This is a genomic window from Chelatococcus sp. CO-6 (genome assembly GCF_001271345.1).
Taxonomy (GTDB): Bacteria; Pseudomonadota; Alphaproteobacteria; order Rhizobiales; family Beijerinckiaceae; genus Chelatococcus_A; species Chelatococcus_A caeni.
The window spans coordinates 1777098-1793775 of the sequence record NZ_CP012398.1; the positions used below are offsets into that span (position 1 = coordinate 1777098).

Genomic DNA, 16678 nt, shown 5'->3' on the forward strand with positions numbered 1-16678 from the left:
CGCAAGCGCTCCGCTATTCTCACATCGTCGCGCCGATCTGCCAGGGCACGAATTCGGCGTCGCCGTAGCCGAGCTCCTCGGACTTGGAGCGCTCGCCGGAGGCGACCTTCAGCACCTTCTCGAAGATCTCGCGGCCCTTGTCCTCGATCGACACGCCCTCGACCACGTCGCCGCAGTTGATGTCCATGTCGTCGACCATGCGCCGGTACATCTCGCTGTTGGTGGCGAGCTTGATCGACGGCGTCGGCTTGCAGCCGTAGGCCGAGCCGCGGCCGGTGGTGAAGGCGAGGACATTGGCGCCGCCGGCGACCTGGCCCGTTGCCGAGACCGGGTCGTAGCCGGGCGTATCCATGAAGACGAAGCCCTTGGCGGTGACCTTCTCGGCATAGCGGTAGACGCCCGTGAGCGTCGTCGTGCCGCCCTTGGCCGCGGCGCCGAGCGACTTCTCGAGGATCGTCGTGAGCCCGCCTGCCTTGTTGCCGGGCGAGGGGTTGTTGTTCATCTCCATCTTGTTGCGGGTGGTGTAATCCTCCCACCACTTGATGAGCTCGACGAGCTTCTCGCCGACCTCGCGGGTGGCCGCGCGGCGCGTCAGGAGATGTTCGGCGCCGTAGATCTCCGGCGTCTCGGAGAGGATCGCCGTGCCGCCGTGCTTGACGAGCAGGTCGGCGGCCGCGCCGAGAGCCGGATTGGCCGTGATGCCGGAATAGCCGTCGGAGCCGCCGCACTGCAGGGCGAGCATCAGCTCCGACGCCGGCACCGTCTCGCGCCGCGCCCTGTTGGCGACGGGCAGCATCTCGCGGATGGCGGCGGCGCCGGCCTCCACCGTCTTCTTCGTGCCGCCGATCTCCTGGATGGTGAAGGAGCGGAAGGTGTCGCTCTCCGTGATGCCGTAGATCTCCTTCCAGCGCGCGATCTGGAAGCCTTCGCAGCCGAGGCCGACCATGACGACCGCCGCCATGTTGGGGTTGGTCGCATAGCCCCACTGGGTGCGCTTGAGGACCTCGTAGCCCTCGCCCTTGACGTCGAGGGCGCAGCCGCCGCCGTGTACCAGCGGGATGACGCCGTCGACATTCGGATAGTCGTCGAGAAGCCCTGAGCGGCGGATTTCCTCGGCCATGTAGCGGGCGACCGTCGCCGAGCAGTTCACCGAGGTGAGGATGCCGATGTAGTTGCGCGTGCCGACCTTGCCGTTGGCCCGGCGGAAGCCCTCGAAGGTCGCCTGCTGCTCGACGGGCAGGATGTCCTCCTCTCGCGCCGCCTCGGCGAAGCGGTAGTCGCGGGCGAAATCGTGCATCTCGACATTGTGCTCGTGCACCCACTCGCCGGGGGCGATGGGCTTCGACGCAAAGCCGATGATCTGGCCGAACTTGACGATGGGCTCGCCCTCGGCCACCGGCACCACCGCCATCTTGTGGCCGCGCGGCACGCGCTGCGTCACCGCGACGCCGTCGACGGAAGCGCGGGGCTCCAGCGCATCGACGGCGACGATGACGTTGTCGCTGGCGTTGAGGCGAAGGGTACGGGGGGTGACGGGACGGTCCATGGGCGTGTTTCCGGGCGGGCTGGTTGGCCGCTGATATGGTTATTTGAATCGTTTTATACTACGCGGCTCCAGCCGATGCGAGCCCGCCGGGGTCGCCGGTTTCACTCCGCCAGCACCACGCCCTTGCGGATGAGGAAGCAGCCGTAGGGGCGCATGTCGCCCACCTGCACGACCGCGAAGGCCCCGCTCGCCGCCTCGTAGAAGGCATAGCGCTCGATGCCGACGAGCGGCAGCGCCTTGCCGGCCGCCCGGTCGATCACCGCCTGCACTTCGCTTTGGATCGGCGGCACCGTGACGGCATCGCCCACCACCTCCATGCGCCGTACCGGATCGTCGACGAAGGTGTCGACGGGCAGCAGCGACAGCACGGCCTCCGCGGCGCGCGCCATGGTGAGGCCGGGGATGCGCACGAGCTCGCCCGAGGTGGTGCGGCGCGCCACCGTCTCGGCCGGGAAATTGGCGTCGACGAGGGCGAGGTCGTCGCCGTGGCCCATGGCGGCGAGCACCCAGAGGAGGTCGGGCGTCAGGACGGGGTCGAGACCCTTGAGCATCGTGTCGGCTCCGGTGGTGGCGATCAGGCGGGCGTCGGCGCGTCGGGAGCGAGCAGGCCCTCGCTCTTCAAGTCGCTCCACAGCCCCGCGGGCGGGGGGGCGGCGAAGGCGGCGACGTTGCGGCTCACCTCCTCGGGCGCGACGCCGCCGAGCACGAGGCTCGCGACCGCGGGATGGCCGAGGGCGAAGTGCAGCGCCGCATGGGCGAGCGGGACGGAATGGGCCCGGCACACGGCCTCGATGCGGCGCACCTTGTCCATGACGGCATCGGGCGCGGGGGCGTAGTTGTAGCGAGCGCCCGGCACCGCGCCCGTGGCGAGGATGCCGGAGTTGAACACGCCGCCGAGCATGACGCCGATGTTCTTTTCCTGCGCCAGCGGCAGGAAGCCCTCGAGCGCCGGCTGCTCCAGGAGCGAATAGCGCCCCGCGAGCAGCATGCAGTCGAAGTCGCCGGCGCGGGCGAAGCGCTCGCACATGTCGGCCTCGTTGATGCCGACGCCGATGGCCTTGATCACCTTCTGGTCGCGCAGGTCGGCGAGGGCCCGGTAGGCGCCGTCCATCGCCTCCTTGAAGCGGGCCTCGATGCCGTCGGCGCCATGGGTCCAGACGTCGACGTCATGGATGAGCAGCACGTCGATGCGGTCGGTGCCGAGGCGCAGCAGCGACTGCTCGAAGGAGCGCATGGCGCCGTCGTAGGAATAATCGAAGGAGGCCTTGTGCGGCAGGCCGCCGGCGAAGCCGGGCGAGATCACGTCGCTCCGCGCTGGCGTCGCCGGCCGCTGGCGCGGATCCATCACCCGCCCGACCTTGGTCGAGAGCACGACGTCGCTGCGCTCGTGGCGCCGGAGCGCCGTGCCGCAGCGGTGCTCGGCAAGGCCGTTGCCGTAGTGCGGCGAGGTGTCGAGGAGCGTGATGCCGGCCGCGAGCGCGGCCTCGACGGTGGCGACGGCCGTGGCATCGTCGAGCCTCGCATAGAGGTCGCCAAGCGGCGCCGTGCCGAAGCCGAGGACCGTGACCTTGAGGTTGCTGCGTCCGAGCGTGCGTGTCGCCAGGCTCATCGATATCCTCCCTAACCGGTGTAGCCGAACTGGCGCGGCAGCCACAGCACCGTCTCCGGCACGAGGATCATCAGGAGGAGCGCGGCCAGGAGAATGAAGAGGAACAGCCACATCTCGCGGATGATGTCGCGCAGGGGGATGCCCGTCAGTCCGTTCATCACGAACAACAGCACGCCATAGGGGGGCGTGACCAGCCCCAGCATGATGTTGACGACGATGACGACGCCGAAATGCACGAGGTCGATGCCCATTTCCCGCGCCGCCGGCAGGAACAGCGGCACCAGCACGAGCAGCATGGTCGTCGCGTCGAACAGGCAGCCGAGCGCGAGGAACAGCAGGTTGACGAGCAGCAGGAAGACGAGCGGATGCACGTCCACCCCGCGCATCCAGCCGGCGACGAGCTGCGGGATGTTCTCGCTCGCGACGATGTAGTTGAAGATGAAGGCGCCGGCGATGATGAGCGCGACGACGGTGGTCGAGCGCGCGGATTCGGCAAAGAGCCGGAAGGCCTCCCGGATCGTCAGCGACCGATAGACGAGGCCGGCGAGCATGAGCGCATAGAGCGCCGCGAGCGAGGCGGCCTCGGTCGGCGTCGCGGCCCCGCCGTAGATGCCGTAGAGCAGGATGACCGGCAGCATGAGCGCCGGGAAGGCGCGCACGGTGGCGCGGGGCAATTCGCGTATCGGCACGGTGTCGTCGCGCGGGAAGTCGCGCTTGCGGGCGACCCAGGCGATGGCGCCCATCAGCGCGCCGGCCATGATGAGGCCGGGGATGATGCCGCCGAGGAACAGATAGCCCACGGAGGTGTCCGAGACGAGCGCATAGAGCACCATCGGGATCGACGGCGGGATGATCGGCCCGATGGTCGAGGAGGCGGCCGAGATGGCGGCCGCGAAGCCGGGCGTGTAGCGCTTCGTCTTGACCATCATCTCCGTGAGCAGCTTGCCGACGCCCGCCGCATCCGCGATGGCCGAGCCCGACATGCCCGCGAAGATGATGCTGGCGACCACGTTGACGTGGGCGAGCCCGCCGCGGAAGCGCCCGACGAGCGCCTGGCAGAAGAGCAGCATGCGCTCGGAGACGCCGCCAGCGTTCATCAGGTTGGCGGCGAGGATGAAGAGCGGCACGGCGAGCAGCACGAAGCTGTCGACGAGGTTGTTGAGGATCTGCTCGGAGAAGAGGCCGACATCCTTGCCGGTGACGAAGAGATAGCCGATCGCCGCCACGAACATGGCATAGGCGATGGGCATGCCGATGGCCGCCAGCCCGAAGAAGGCGGCGAGCAGGAAGACGAAGGATGCGCTCATTCGCTGAAACCGGAAGGACGTTCGTCAAGCACCTCGCCCCAGCGGCGCGAAAGGAGGCGCGCGACGCGCAGGCCCTGGCGGATGACGACGCAGACGACGAAGACGATGAAGATGGAATAGAGGATGTCGTAGCGCAGGCCGAGGACCGGCGTCTTCTCGATGCGCATGAAGCTGATCCAGTCCACCGTCGCCGGCAGGGCGGCGAGGAAGGCGCCCAGCGTCACGAGCGCGCAGACGAAGGCGAGCCAGCGCTGCACGCGGCGCGGGCTTGCGAGCACCACCATGTCGAAGGTGATCTGGTCCTTGTCGCGCGTCAGGAAGGCCGCGCACCAGAAGACCACCCAGACATATGAGATCAGCGTCGCTTCCTGCGTCCAGGCCGTCGGGTCGTTGAGGACGTAGCGCGTGAAGATCTGCAGGATGAAGGCGGCGAACATGGCCATGAAGCCGAGCGCCGCCGCGATCGTCGCCAGGAAACGCAGCCGTTTCACCACAACGGACAAGGGTGCCTCCGGTACGCAGGGTCTGTTTTGGGGGCCGTCGGCATCCTCCCTTCCCCCTTGCGGGGAGGAGAGGGGGGCGGGGAGCGTGACACGCAGCGATGGCGCCTTCAGGCTGGTCCCTCTGCCCTCCCCGTTGCGGGAGAGGGCAGAGGGGAGCACCGGGCCCCCCGGCCGGTTGCTCTTACTTCACCGCGTTGATGCGTTCGACCATGCCCTTGGGCCAGGTCTTGGAGAATTCCGATTCGAGGTAGGCCTTCTGCACATGGGTGCGGAAGGCCTCGACGTCGGGCCGGTAGACCTTGAGGCCCTGCTGCGCGAAATCGGCCGCGAGCTGCCTCTCCTCGCCGATGCGCCCCTCGTTGTTGAAGGCCACGGCGGCCTTGGCGGCTTCCAGCACGGCTTCCTTCTGCTTGTCGTCGAGCTTGTTCCAGGTCGCGCCGGCGAGCGAGAGGAAGATGGAATCGACGAGGTGGTCGGTGAGCACGATTTGCTTGGTCACCTCGTAGAACTTCGCGGCCCGCACGGTCGGCAGCGGGTTGTCCTGGCCGTCGATGGCGCCGGTCTGCAGCGCCGTGTAGATCTCGCCGAAGGCGAGCGGTAGCGGGTTGGCGCCGAGCGCCTTGCCGAGGAACAGCCAGGTGTCGGAGCCCGGCATGCGCAGCTTGACGCCTGCGAGGTCGGCCGGGGTCTTCACCTCCTTCTCGATGCGCAGGTTGAGCTGGCGCGTGCCGAGATAGCCGACGGAGAGCACCTTGATGCCCATCTTGTCCTCGACGAGCTTGTACATCTCCTCGCCGATGTCGCTCGCGAAGACCTTCTGCTGGTGCTCGGGGTCGCGGATCAGGTAGCCCGCCGTGAAGATCGACCACTCGGGGATCTGCTTGGCGATGTCGAAGGCCGAGATCATCGCCATCTCGAGATTGCCGCGCTGCATGGCGGCCGGCTCGGTGCCCTGCTTGAACAGCGTGGCGTTGAGGTGGATCTCGACGTCGAACTGGCCGGGCGCCCGCTTCTCGAGCTCCTCCTTGAAGACGGGGAGCATCTTGGCATGCCAGTCGGCTTCGACGGCGGGCGTCGAGATGCGCAGCTTGACCGGATCGGCGGCGAGCGCCGGGCCGGCGATGAGCGGGCAGGAGAGGGCAAGGCCGAGGACGAGCCGGCGGCTCAGCGAAAATGCCATGGTGACGATCCTCCCGGGATAACGGCTTGTTTGAGCGCCCGTTCCGGGCGCGATCGGCCGCATATTGCCGAAGCGGTGGAATGCTTGCAAACAAAAAACAACCAGCTAACATGTCAGCCGAGAAAAAGAGCCGTCGAGGGCCTGCGCAGGTCCTCGGCACGCGTGGCGCTTCTGCCCGACGGCCTGTCCCTGGGGCCCTGTCCGGGGCGCTCCGCCCGAAGGGCCTTGGCCGATGCCGTCGCCGGCTTTATGGGGATCGCGAGGCCAGGGCGCGCCATCGGCCCCGACGCCGAAGACATTGAGGAGGAGGACGAGATGGACCGGCCAGCGGACGACGGTGCCCCTCTCAAGCTGCGCGAGAAGGCCTATGACAGCTTCACGCAGCACCTTCTCGCGCGCAATGTCCGGCCGGGCCAGTTCATCTCCCAGCGCGAACTCGTGGCCCTGACCGACCTGCCGCTCGGCGCCATTCGCGAGCTCATCCCGCGTCTCGAGGCCGAGGGCCTCATCAAGACCGTGCCGCAGCGCGGCATGCAGGTCGCCCATCTCGACCTCAACCTCATCCGCGACGCCTTCCAGTTCCGCCTCTTCATGGAGCGCGGGGCCATGGACCTGTTCGTGCAGTCCGCCTCCGACGAGACGCTCGCCGCCGTGCGCCGCCAGCACGAAGACGTGCTGGCGCGGGCCGAGGCGCAGGGCGACACGCCCGAAATCGTCACCGAGGGCCAGGCGGTCGACTGGGGCTTCCACGACATGCTGGTCGATGCGCTCGGCAACGAGATCATCACCAAGGCCTACCGTGTCAATTCCATCAAGATCCGCCTCATCCGGCAGGAGCTGGTGCGAATCGACGGTCTCGTGGCGCCGGTGATGCGCGAGCATCTCGGCATCATCGCCGCCATGGAGACGCGCGATCCGCAGAAGGCCGTGGCGGCGCTCTCGGCCCATATCGACAACGCCCGCAACCGTGCGCTCGGCCTGCGCTGACGGTTGAAGGACAGCCGCGCCGTCGGCCTGCCGGCTCCTCCCCGGCGCGCTCTGTCGGCTTGCCCGGACGGCCTGCGCGCGCTATTTCCAAATCGATTCAAACGGCGCCGAGAAAGCAGTTCACACCGGCTGCTCCGCTGGTTAGGGTTCGCCGCGCGACGCGCGGCGTCGCCATCGGGGGCGCTTTTCGTCAAAAGGCTTGAAGCCGTTATCAGGAAAGGAAGTGCCGATGCGCGAGGGCCGCCTGCCGCTCGTCCACGAGGACCGCCTCTTTCCCGCCGATCCGTCCGCACGCGCCGTGGCGCGCCGGCTCTATGCCCATGTGAAGGACCTGCCGATCGTCTCGCCGCACGGGCACACCGATCCGCGCTGGTATGCCGAGAACGAGCCCTTCCCGGACCCCGCCCGCCTCTTCGTCGTGCCCGACCACTACATCTTCCGCATGCTCCACAGCCAGGGCGTGCGGCTCGAGGATCTCGGCATCGCGACGAAGGACGGCACCGAGGTCGAAGCCGACGGGCGCAGGATCTGGCGGCGCTTCGCCGAACGCTATCATCTCTTCCGCGGCACGCCGACGCGCACGTGGCTCGACCACGCCTTCGCCACGCTGTTCGATTTCGACGTGCGGCTCTCCGCCGAGACGGCCGACCTCTACTACGACCGCATCGCCGAGCGGCTGGCCGAGCCCGCCTATCGCCCGCGGGCCCTGTTCGAGCGCTTCAACATCGAGGTCATCGCCACCACCGAGAGCCCGCTCGATCCGCTCGTCCACCACAAGGCGATCCGCGACAGCGGCTGGAAAGGGCGCGTCGTCACGGCCTACCGGCCGGACCCGGTCGTCGATCCCGAGTTCGACGGCTTCAGGGCCAATGTCGAAGCCTTCGGCGAACTGACCGGCTGCGACGTCTCGACCTTCGCCGGCTATCTCGAGGCCCACCGCAAGCGCCGCGCCTTCTTCAAGGAGATGGGCGCCACCTCGACCGACCATGGCCATCCGAGCGCCCGCACGGCGGACCTCTCGCCCGTCGAGGCCGAGGCGCTGTACACCCGCATCATGCACGGCAACGTCACGAGCGAGGATGCGGAGCTCTTCCGCGCCCAGATGCTGACCGAGATGGCGGCGATGAGCCTCGAGGACGGGCTCGTCATGCAGATCCACCCCGGTTCGATGCGCAACCACAACGCCGGGCTCTTCGCCCGTTTCGGCCGCGACATGGGCGCCGACATCCCGGCCACGACCGACTATGTCCATGCGCTGAAGCCGCTGCTCGACCGCTTCGGCAACGAGCGCGAGCTCACCATCATCCTCTTCACGCTCGACGAGACCGCCTATTCGCGCGAGCTCGCGCCGCTCGCCGGGCACTATCCGTGCCTGAAGCTCGGCCCGGCCTGGTGGTTCTTCGACAGCCCCGAGGGCATGCGCCGCTACCGCGAGCTCGTCACCGAGACGGCCGGCTTCTACAACACGGTCGGCTTCAACGACGACACGCGGGCCTTCCCGTCGATCCCCGCCCGGCACGACGTGGCGCGTCGCGTCGACTGCGCCTTCCTCGCCGAGCTCGTCGTCACCCACCGCCTCGACGAGGACGAGGCGCACGAGCTTGCCCACGATCTCGCCTATCGCCTGGCCAAGGAGGCCTACAAGCTGTGACGCAGACGGCCCGCCTCAACACCGCGCGCCTCCCGGACCTGCCGCCCGATGTCGCCCGCCCGGCCTATGATCGCAAGGCGATGAAGACCGGCATCGTCCACCTCGGCATCGGCGCCTTCCACCGCGCCCACCAGGCGGCCTACACGGATGCGGTCATCGCCGGCGGCGACCAGCAATGGGGCATCGTCGGCGCCAGCCTGCGCAGCCCCGACACGCGCGATGCGCTGAAGGCCCAGGACGGGCTCTACACCCTCGCCGTGCGCTCGGGCGAGGGCGAGAAGCTCGCCGTCATCGGCGCCATCCGCGAGGTCGTGGTGGCGCCGGAGGATCCGGCGGCGCTCGTCGAGCGCATGAGCCATCCGGACGTGAAGGTAGTCACCCTGACGGTGACGGAGAAGGGCTATTGCCACGATCCGGCGACCGGGCGGCTCGACGAGAAGCACCCCGACGTGGTGCACGACCTCGCCAACCTCAACCGGCCGCGCTCGGCCATCGGCTTCCTCGCCGCGGCCATCGCCCGCCGCCGCAGCCTCGGCCTTGCGCCCTTCACCGTGCTGTCGTGCGACAACCTGCCGTCGAACGGCCGGACGCTGCATCGCATTCTCACCCGCTTCGCGGAGCTCGTCTCGCCCGATCTCGGCGCTTTCGTGCGCGAGAAGATCGCTTGCCCGGACAGCATGGTCGATCGCATCGTGCCGGCGACGACCGACGAGGACCGGGCCGCCGTGGCGGCGCGCCTCGGCGTCGCCGACGCCTGGCCGGTGATGACCGAGCCCTTCACCCAGTGGGTGATCGAGGACCATTTCCCCTCCGGCCGCCCCGCCTGGGAGACGGTGGGGGCGACGCTCGTCGCGGACGTTGCGCCCTATGAGGCCATGAAGCTGCGCCTGCTCAACGGCAGCCACTCGGCCATCGCCTATCTCGGCTATCTCGCCGGCTACCAGACCGTGTCCGAGGCCATGGCGGACGAGAGCCTCGCGTCCTATGTCGCCGCCCTCATGGACGACACGACGGCGACGCTGACGATCCCGCCCGGTGCCGACGTGGAGGCCTACAAGCGCTCCCTGCGCGAGCGTTTCCGCAATCCGGCGCTCAAGCACCGCACCTGGCAGATCGCCATGGACGGCTCGCAGAAGCTGCCGCAGCGCCTGCTGGGCACGATCCGCGACCGGCTCGCGGCCGGCTCCGACATCGCCCGCCACGCTCTCGCCGTGGCGGCCTGGATGCGCTACGTCACGGGCACGGACGAGAAGGGCGACGCCATCGACGTGCGCGACCCGCTGGCGGCGGACCTTGCCGCGATCGCGCGGTCCGCGGGCGGCGACCCCGCCGCGCTCGCCAGGGCGCTCGCCGGCGTCGAGGCGGTGTTCGGCGCCGACCTGCCGGCCGAGCCGCGCTTCCTTGCCGCGGTGAGCGAGGCCCTGGCGCGGCTCTACCGGGACGGCGCCCGCGCCACGCTCGCAAGCCTCGCGCACGGATGAGCAGGTAGCGTAAGGCACGGCTGCGCGGCCGTGCCGTTAACTTTTCGTTAACCATCGGGGCGCACGCTTCCAGGGTCACAAGGAGGGTGCGCCGATGTCGCTGCCGACTTTGTCCGACGACGAGTTGCGCGTTCCCGGGCGGGACGGGGAACTGCGCACGATCCTGAGAGCCGTCCCCGTCATCTACGACCTGCTGCGCGCCACCTACGGGGCCTGGCTCGCGCGCGACCCGCAGAACGCCGACAGTCTGGTGCGCCTGCACGGGGCGCTCATCATCATGTCGCTGGCGGATCTGCCGGAGGAGGAGCAGCGGCCGGTCAGCCGCCGGCTCGTGGCGCTGATGCGCGAGAGCGGCCTGACGGCGCAGCACATCCGCCAGCTCGACGCCGCGGTCGCGCTCGAGCTGATGGCCGTGGTGCGGGCGCAGAACCGCTGCTCGCAGCGCCGGCAGCGGCATCTCGCCGCCGTCATCGCGGCGCGGCTCGGCGCGATGGATTCGCGCGCGACCGCTGCCGCGGCCTGAAATCAGAAGGCCTTGAAGGTGATGATGGTGCGCGTGTCGGCGATGTCGTCGATGGTCTGCACCTTCTCGGCGACGAAATGGCCGATGTCGACGTCGCGGTCGACATGGAACTTGGCGATGATGTCGTAGTCGCCGGCGATCGAGTAGATCTCCGAGGCGATCTCACGGTCGGCGAGCTCGCTGGCGACCGCATAGGTCTTGCCGAGCTTGCACTTGATCTGGACGAAGAAGGTCTGCATTCCGCAACTCCTGCCACCGGGCCCCTTGCGAATCAACATCCGTGGCGGCGAGCTTATCGGCTCGCCAGCGCCGCCGCCCGCGCGATCGCCCATAAGCCCCGCGTCGCGATGTCCTCGTCGGCGATGGTCGTGCGCACGCCGAGGGCCTCCGCCGCATCGCGATAGCGCGCGCTGAGGCCGGCACTGCCGACGACGACGACCGGCTCGGCCGGCGGCTGCGGCCCGAGGGCGTCGGCGATCTCCGCGCCGATCATCAGGCCCGACATCAGGCTCGCCGCCGCCGCGGGGTCGAGGCGGTCGAACAGGCCGAGCGTGCGCACGCCGAAGAGGAGGTTGAGCAGCCCCCCAGGCCCGCGGCCGCGGGCCTCCTGCGCCATCCCGACGCCCTTCGCGAAGGCCGCCGCGTCGTGGACCGCGCCCTCGCTTATCTGGCGCCCGAGGATGGTGTGGTCCTTCAGGGCGGCGAAGGCTTCGCCGGTCATGTAGGAGCGGAAATCGAGGATGCGCCCGGCGGCGAGGCGCACCCACTTGCAATGGGTGCCGGGCATGCAGACGAGGCGCTCGGCGCCGCCGACGCCGTCCATCAGGCCGAGCAGCTGGGTCTCCTCGCCGCGCATGACGTCGGGCGCGCTGCCGGACTGGGAATCGAGCCCTGGCACCACGAGCACCCGGCGGGGCGCGTGCGGGGCGCTCACCAGCCCCTCGACGAGGCCGTCGAGCGTGCAGGGCGTCGTGATGTAGCGCGCCTCGATCCAGCCCTGGCGGCTGCCGACCATGCCGCAGAGCAGGGCCGGCGTGTCTGCGCCGGCGCCGAGCTCGCCGCAAAGCTCCTCGAGGAGGTCTCCATAGGGGACGCTCATGCGGGTGATGCCGGTCGGCCGCGCCGTCTTGGCGCGAACGGAGCCATCGGCCGCAAAGGCATAGGCCCTGAGGTTGGTGGTCCCCCAGTCGACGCCGACGAGCACCGTTTCCTGCATTCCTTCGTCCTCCCTTATTGGCGGTTACATGCCGGAAGGTGCGCGCCCTGTCCACGGGCAAGCGTCGATACGCTCGACGCCGCTGCCGCGCACCGTTAACCTGTTTGTTGCAATGTTCCGTTAGTGGCGTAGGGCGACTGTCGCGATAAGAGCGCTCCTTCGGCCCCTTTGCTCTGGTGCCGCGGGCAGCCGCCAAACTCTGGAGGGGGGCCGTCATGGACGCGTTGATCCGTTCCATTCGTCGCCATGGCAGACGTATCCTGCCGGTCGCCCTGGTCGCCGCGAGCCTTGCCGCCTGCAGCGAGGAGAACGCCTACGTTCCGCCGCCGCCGGCCAAGGTGCTGGTGGCCACGCCCGTCGAGCAGCCGGTGACCAATTACATGGCGCTCACCGGCAACACCCAGGCCTTCAACGCGGTCGATCTCGAGGCGCGGGTGCAGGGCTTCCTCACCTCCATCGACTACAAGGACGGCGCGGCGGTGAAGAAGGGGCAGCGCCTCTTCACCATCCAGCGCGACACCTATCAGGCCCAGCTCGACCAGGCGCAGGCGAACCTCGAGGGTGCCACGGCCCGCCAGATCAACGCCCAGAACGAGTACAACCGCCAGTCCCAGCTCGGCCAGCAGGACTTCGCCTCCAAGGCGCGGGTCGAGGACGCCAAGACCAACCTCGACCAGGCGACGGCCGACGTCGCGGCGGCCAAGGCGAACGTCGCGCTCGCCACCATCAACCTCGGCTACACCGAAGTGGTGGCCCCCTTCGACGGCATCGTCACCAACCATCTCGTCGATGTCGGTGCCCTCGTCGGCTATGCCGGGCCGACGAAGCTCGCGACCATCGTGCAGACGCATCCGATCTACGTCTACTTCAACGTCGACGAGCAGCAGGTGCTCCGGGTCCTGGAGGCGCTCGCCGCGCAGGGCCGGACGCCGGATCAGCTGAAGGACGTGCCGGTGGAGATCGGCCTGCAGACCGAGATGGGCTATCCGCACAAGGGCGTCATCGACTACATCGCGCCGCAGGTCGATGCGGGCACCGGCACGCTGATGGTGCGCGGCCTCTTCGAGAACAAGGACCTCGCCCTCCTGCCGGGCCTGTTCGTGCGCGTGCGCGTGCCCATGCGGCAGATCGACAAGGCGCTGCTCGTCGCCGATACGGCCATCGGGTCGAGCCAGCTCGGCAGCTACGTCTTGGTCGTCGGCGACGACGAGGTCGTCGAGCAGCGCACCATCACCACCGGCGCCTTGCAGGACAATGGCCTCAGGGTCGTCGAGAGCGGCCTCAAGGCGGGCGAGCGTGTCGTCGTGTCCGGGCTCCAGCGGGCCGTGCCGGGCAACAAGGTGGCGCCCGAGACGACCGAGATGGCCGGCAGGCGCTCCACCGCTGCCGCCAGGCCCTGAACCTGCGCCAGCCGCGGGCGCCCGCGCCGGGCGCCGTCCCCGAACGCCGAGGCAGCACCCATGTTTTCGCGCTTCTTCATCGAGCGGCCGGTCCTGTCGAACGTCATCGCGCTCGTGACGGTCCTCATCGGCGCCGTGGCCCTGCTGCGCCTGCCGGTCTCGCAATATCCCAACGTCACACCACCCACCGTCTCCGTGACGGCGCGCTTTCCCGGCGCCAGCGCCCAGACGGTGATGGAGACCATCGCCCTGCCCATCGAGCAGCAGGTGAACGGCGTCGAGGGCATGATCTACATGCAGTCGACGAGCGGCAGCGACGGCTCCTACAATCTCACCGTCACCTTCGCGATCGGCACCGACCCCGACTTCGCGCAGATCCTGGTGCAGAACCGCGTGTCGGCCGCGCTCGCGCAGCTGCCGCAATCGGTGCAGGTGCAGGGCGTCAACGTCCAGAAGAAGTCGACGGCCGTGCTGATGTTCGTGGCGCTCACCTCGCCCGACAAGCGCTACGACAGCCTCTTCCTCGCCAATTACGGCGTCATCAACCTGCAGAACGAGCTCGCCCGCGTGCCGGGCGTCGGCAGCGTCAGCATCTACGGTGCGGGCGAATATGCCATGCGCCTGTGGCTCGACCCGGACAGGCTGCAGGCCTTCAGCCTGACGCCGAGCGACGTCATCTCGGCCGTGCAGCAGCAGAGCCAGGAGGTCACGGCCGGCGTCGTCGGCATGCCCCCGACCCCGCAGGGCCAGAACTTCCAGTACACGCTCAACGTCACCGGCCGCTTCGAGAGGGCGGAGGACTTCGAGAACATCGTCGTCAAGGTCGACGGCGCGAACGGCGGCCGCATCACGCGCGTCAGGGACGTGGGCCGGGTCGAGCTCGGCGCCCAGACCTACAGCTACGCCTTCTCCCTGCAGGGGGCGCCGGCGGCGGGCATCGGCATCTTCCAGCTGCCCGAGGCCAATGCCATCGAGGTGGCCGAGGCGGTGCGGGCCAAGATGGACGAGCTGGCGCAGCGCTTCCCGCCCGGCCTCACCTATTCCGTACCCTTCGACACGACGACCTTCGTCGAGGCCTCCATCAGCGAGGTCTACAAGACGCTGATCGAGGCCGGCATCCTCGTGCTCCTGGTCATCATGCTCTTCCTGCAGGACTGGCGGGCGATGCTCGTGCCGGCGACGACGGTCCCCGTCACCATCATCGGCGCCTTCGCGGCCATGGCGGCGCTCGGCTTCACGGTCAACATCTCCACGCTCTTCGCCATCGTGCTCGCCATCGGCATCGTCGTCGACGACGCCATCGTCATCGTCGAGGGCGTGGCCCACCACATGTCGCGCGGCCTGTCCGGCCGCGAGGCGGCGGTGAAGGCCATGAACGAGCTGACGGGGCCGGTGATCGGCATCACCCTCGTGCTCATGTCGGTCTTCCTGCCGGCCGCCTTCATGCCGGGCCTGACCGGGCAGATGTACCAGCAGTTCGCGCTCGTCATCGCCGCCACCGCCCTCATCAGCGCCATCAACGCCATGACGCTGAAGCCGACGCAGTGCGCCCTGTGGCTGCGCCCGCCGACGCCGCCGGAGAAGCGCAATGTCATCTACCGCGGCTTCAACCGGGTCTATGACGCCTGCGAGCGCTGGTATGCCGGCCTCATCCACCACATGGTGAAGGCGAGCTACGTGATGGTTGTCGTGGCGCTCGGCCTCATCGGCCTCGCCTTCTGGGGCATGTCGCGCGTGCCCACGGCCTTCATCCCGCTCGAGGACCAGGGCTACATGATGGTCAACGTGCAGCTGCCCGACGGCGCCTCGCTGGAGCGCACCGACCGGGTGCTGGACGACGTGCAGAAGGTCGTCTCGCAGGTGCCCGGCGTCGACCAGGTCTTCACCATCAGCGGCATCTCGCTCCTCGACAACAACGCCTCGCTGCCCAGCGCCGGCGCCGTCTACGTGATGCTGAAGGACTGGTCGGTGCGCGAGAAGGATCCCGCCCAGGGCATGCTCGGCCTCTATCGGGTGCTGACGCGCGTCCTCGAGGAGAACATCCTCGACGCGCGCACCATGGTCATCCCGCCGCCGCCGATCCAGGGCATCGGCAATGCCGGGGGCTTCAGCTTCGTCGTCCAGTTGCGGGACGGCAGCGGCGACCTCGGGAAGCTGCAGGGCGCGACCGACGAGGTCGTCGCCAATGCGGTTTCCCAGTCGGCCGTCAGCTCCGCCTTCACCAGCTTCCGCGCCACGGTGCCCCAGTTCCACATCGGCGTGAACCGCACCAAGGCCGAGACGCTCGGCGTCACGGTCGGCCAGGTGTTCCAGGCGCTGGAGAGCTATATCGGCTCCACCTATGTCGGCCAGTTCAACCGCTTCGGCCAGGTGTTCCAGGTCTATGCCCAGGCCGAGGGCTCCTTCCGCCAGACGGTGGACACGATCAAGGGGCTGAAGATCAGGACCCAGACCGGCGAGATGGTGCCGCTCGGCACGCTCGTCGACGTCACGCCCATGGAGGGGCCGTCGATCGTCTCGCTCTACAACCTCTATCCGGCCGCGACCATCACCGGCATGCCGGCGCCCGCCTTCAGCTCGGGGCAGGTGATGCAGCTCATGGAGCAGATCTCCGCCCATACCCTCCCGGCGGGCATGGGCCACGAATGGACCGGCATGTCCTTCCAGGAGAAGATCGTGGGCAACCAGATCTTCTTCGTCTTCGGCCTCGCCGTCGTGCTCGTCTATTTCGTGCTCGCCGGCCAGTACGAGAGCTGGATCCAGCCGCTCTCGGTGATCCTCGCCGTGCCGCTGGCGCTGCTCGGCACCGTCGGCGCGCTCACCGCCCTCGGCATCGCCAACAACCTCTACACGCAGATCGGCCTCATCCTGCTCATCGCGCTGTCGAGCAAGAACGCCATCCTCATCGTCGAATATGCGCGCGAGCAGCGGGCCGAGGGCATGGCGATCGTGGATGCCGCGGTGGAGGCGGCGCGCCGGCGCTTCCGGCCCATCCTGATGACCTCCTTCGCCTTCATCCTCGGCGTCGTGCCGCTGGTGCTCGCCGAGGGCGCCGGGGCCAACGGGCGCAAGTCGATCGGCATCGCCGTCTTCAGCGGCATGCTGGCCTCGACCTGCCTCGCCGTGCTCTTCGTGCCGTCCTTCTTCACGGTGCTGCAACGGTTCGAGGAATGGTGGACCGGGCGCAAGGCACCCGAGGCGGGCACGGCCGCGGAGCCGCCGGCGGCGGTCTGAAGGCGCGCCTCAGGACTTTCGCATGTGGATGACGCGAGGCG

14 protein-coding genes are annotated in these 16678 nt (G+C 68.8%); 6 read left to right on the forward strand and 8 right to left on the reverse strand.

Annotated elements, in window-relative coordinates; translation table 11 throughout:
- Nucleotides 1-19: 19 nt before the first annotated feature.
- The 6 genes from AL346_RS08370 to AL346_RS08395 all read right to left on the reverse strand — a co-directional run bounded on the left by AL346_RS08370 (nt 20) and on the right by AL346_RS08395 (nt 6145).
- Nucleotides 20-1546: a UxaA family hydrolase gene (locus AL346_RS08370; RefSeq protein WP_053193519.1), complete on the reverse strand. Its 1527-nt coding sequence runs from the start codon at nt 1544-1546 to the stop codon at nt 20-22.
- A gap of 101 nt (nt 1547-1647) precedes the next feature.
- Complete coding sequence (locus AL346_RS08375) at nt 1648-2097, reverse strand: RbsD/FucU family protein (RefSeq protein ID WP_019402752.1); 450 nt, start codon at nt 2095-2097, stop codon at nt 1648-1650.
- 23 nt (nt 2098-2120) lie between these two features.
- Nucleotides 2121-3155: an aldo/keto reductase gene (locus AL346_RS08380; RefSeq protein WP_019402753.1), complete on the reverse strand. Its 1035-nt coding sequence runs from the start codon at nt 3153-3155 to the stop codon at nt 2121-2123.
- Between the two features lie 11 nt (nt 3156-3166).
- Nucleotides 3167-4462 (reverse strand): TRAP transporter large permease, encoded by a 1296-nt coding sequence (locus AL346_RS08385; RefSeq protein ID WP_019402754.1) that lies wholly within the window; start codon nt 4460-4462, stop codon nt 3167-3169.
- Nucleotides 4459-4956, reverse strand: coding sequence for a TRAP transporter small permease (locus AL346_RS08390; protein WP_019402755.1), 498 nt, complete (start codon nt 4954-4956; stop codon nt 4459-4461). Before AL346_RS08390 ends, AL346_RS08385 begins: the two co-directional genes overlap by 4 nt.
- Nucleotides 4957-5146: 190 nt before the next feature.
- Nucleotides 5147-6145: a sialic acid TRAP transporter substrate-binding protein SiaP gene (locus AL346_RS08395; protein WP_019402756.1), complete on the reverse strand. Its 999-nt coding sequence runs from the start codon at nt 6143-6145 to the stop codon at nt 5147-5149.
- Between the two features lie 315 nt (nt 6146-6460).
- Between AL346_RS08395 and AL346_RS08400 the strand changes: the two genes are divergently transcribed.
- The 4 genes from AL346_RS08400 (at nt 6461) to AL346_RS08415 (ending at nt 10787) form a co-directional block, all read left to right on the forward strand.
- Nucleotides 6461-7132, forward strand: a complete 672-nt coding sequence (locus tag AL346_RS08400) for a GntR family transcriptional regulator (RefSeq protein WP_050996650.1) — start codon at nt 6461-6463, stop codon at nt 7130-7132.
- Between the two features lie 229 nt (nt 7133-7361).
- On the forward strand, nt 7362-8783 hold the full coding sequence (gene uxaC, locus AL346_RS08405) for a glucuronate isomerase (protein ID WP_019402758.1): 1422 nt from the start codon (nt 7362-7364) through the stop codon (nt 8781-8783).
- Entirely contained in the window at nt 8780-10264 is a 1485-nt protein-coding gene (locus AL346_RS08410) for a mannitol dehydrogenase family protein (RefSeq protein ID WP_019402759.1), read from the forward strand. Before uxaC ends, AL346_RS08410 begins: the two co-directional genes overlap by 4 nt.
- A gap of 94 nt (nt 10265-10358) precedes the next feature.
- A complete protein-coding gene (locus AL346_RS08415) occupies nt 10359-10787 on the forward strand; it encodes a hypothetical protein (protein WP_019402760.1) in 429 nt (142 codons plus the stop codon).
- Between the two features lie 2 nt (nt 10788-10789).
- Here the strand turns inward: AL346_RS08415 and AL346_RS08420 are convergent, their stop codons facing one another.
- Together AL346_RS08420 and AL346_RS08425 are read right to left on the reverse strand one after the other, a co-directional pair.
- A complete protein-coding gene (locus tag AL346_RS08420; RefSeq protein ID WP_053193522.1) occupies nt 10790-11026 on the reverse strand; it encodes an Lrp/AsnC ligand binding domain-containing protein in 237 nt (78 codons plus the stop codon).
- A 53-nt stretch (nt 11027-11079) separates the two neighbouring features.
- Nucleotides 11080-12003 (reverse strand): 2-dehydro-3-deoxygalactonokinase, encoded by a 924-nt coding sequence (locus tag AL346_RS08425; protein WP_019402762.1) that lies wholly within the window; start codon nt 12001-12003, stop codon nt 11080-11082.
- A 215-nt stretch (nt 12004-12218) separates the two neighbouring features.
- Here AL346_RS08425 and AL346_RS08430 point away from each other — a divergent pair, with 215 nt between their 5' ends.
- Nucleotides 12219-13403, forward strand: coding sequence for an efflux RND transporter periplasmic adaptor subunit (locus AL346_RS08430; RefSeq protein WP_019402763.1), 1185 nt, complete (start codon nt 12219-12221; stop codon nt 13401-13403).
- A gap of 60 nt (nt 13404-13463) precedes the next feature.
- The gene (locus AL346_RS08435) at nt 13464-16637 is read left to right on the forward strand and encodes an efflux RND transporter permease subunit (RefSeq protein ID WP_019402764.1); all 3174 of its coding nucleotides are present in this window, start codon (nt 13464-13466) and stop codon (nt 16635-16637) included.
- Nucleotides 16638-16678: the final 41 nt, after the last annotated feature.

What these genes read in the sequence shown, in the direction of transcription:
- AL346_RS08370 (WP_053193519.1), bottom strand. Translation starts at nt 1,546, where the DNA reads ATGGACCGTCCCGTCACCCCCCGTACCCTTCGCCTCAACGCCAGCGAC.
- AL346_RS08375 (WP_019402752.1), bottom strand. Translation starts at nt 2,097, where the DNA reads ATGCTCAAGGGTCTCGACCCCGTCCTGACGCCCGACCTCCTCTGGGTG.
- AL346_RS08380 (WP_019402753.1), bottom strand. Translation starts at nt 3,155, where the DNA reads ATGAGCCTGGCGACACGCACGCTCGGACGCAGCAACCTCAAGGTCACG.
- AL346_RS08385 (WP_019402754.1), bottom strand. Translation starts at nt 4,462, where the DNA reads ATGAGCGCATCCTTCGTCTTCCTGCTCGCCGCCTTCTTCGGGCTGGCG.
- AL346_RS08395 (WP_019402756.1), bottom strand. Translation starts at nt 6,145, where the DNA reads ATGGCATTTTCGCTGAGCCGCCGGCTCGTCCTCGGCCTTGCCCTCTCC.
- AL346_RS08400 (WP_050996650.1), top strand. Translation starts at nt 6,461, where the DNA reads ATGGACCGGCCAGCGGACGACGGTGCCCCTCTCAAGCTGCGCGAGAAG.
- uxaC (WP_019402758.1), top strand. Translation starts at nt 7,362, where the DNA reads ATGCGCGAGGGCCGCCTGCCGCTCGTCCACGAGGACCGCCTCTTTCCC.
- AL346_RS08415 (WP_019402760.1), top strand. Translation starts at nt 10,359, where the DNA reads ATGTCGCTGCCGACTTTGTCCGACGACGAGTTGCGCGTTCCCGGGCGG.
- AL346_RS08420 (WP_053193522.1), bottom strand. Translation starts at nt 11,026, where the DNA reads ATGCAGACCTTCTTCGTCCAGATCAAGTGCAAGCTCGGCAAGACCTAT.
- AL346_RS08425 (WP_019402762.1), bottom strand. Translation starts at nt 12,003, where the DNA reads ATGCAGGAAACGGTGCTCGTCGGCGTCGACTGGGGGACCACCAACCTC.
- AL346_RS08430 (WP_019402763.1), top strand. Translation starts at nt 12,219, where the DNA reads ATGGACGCGTTGATCCGTTCCATTCGTCGCCATGGCAGACGTATCCTG.
- AL346_RS08435 (WP_019402764.1), top strand. Translation starts at nt 13,464, where the DNA reads ATGTTTTCGCGCTTCTTCATCGAGCGGCCGGTCCTGTCGAACGTCATC.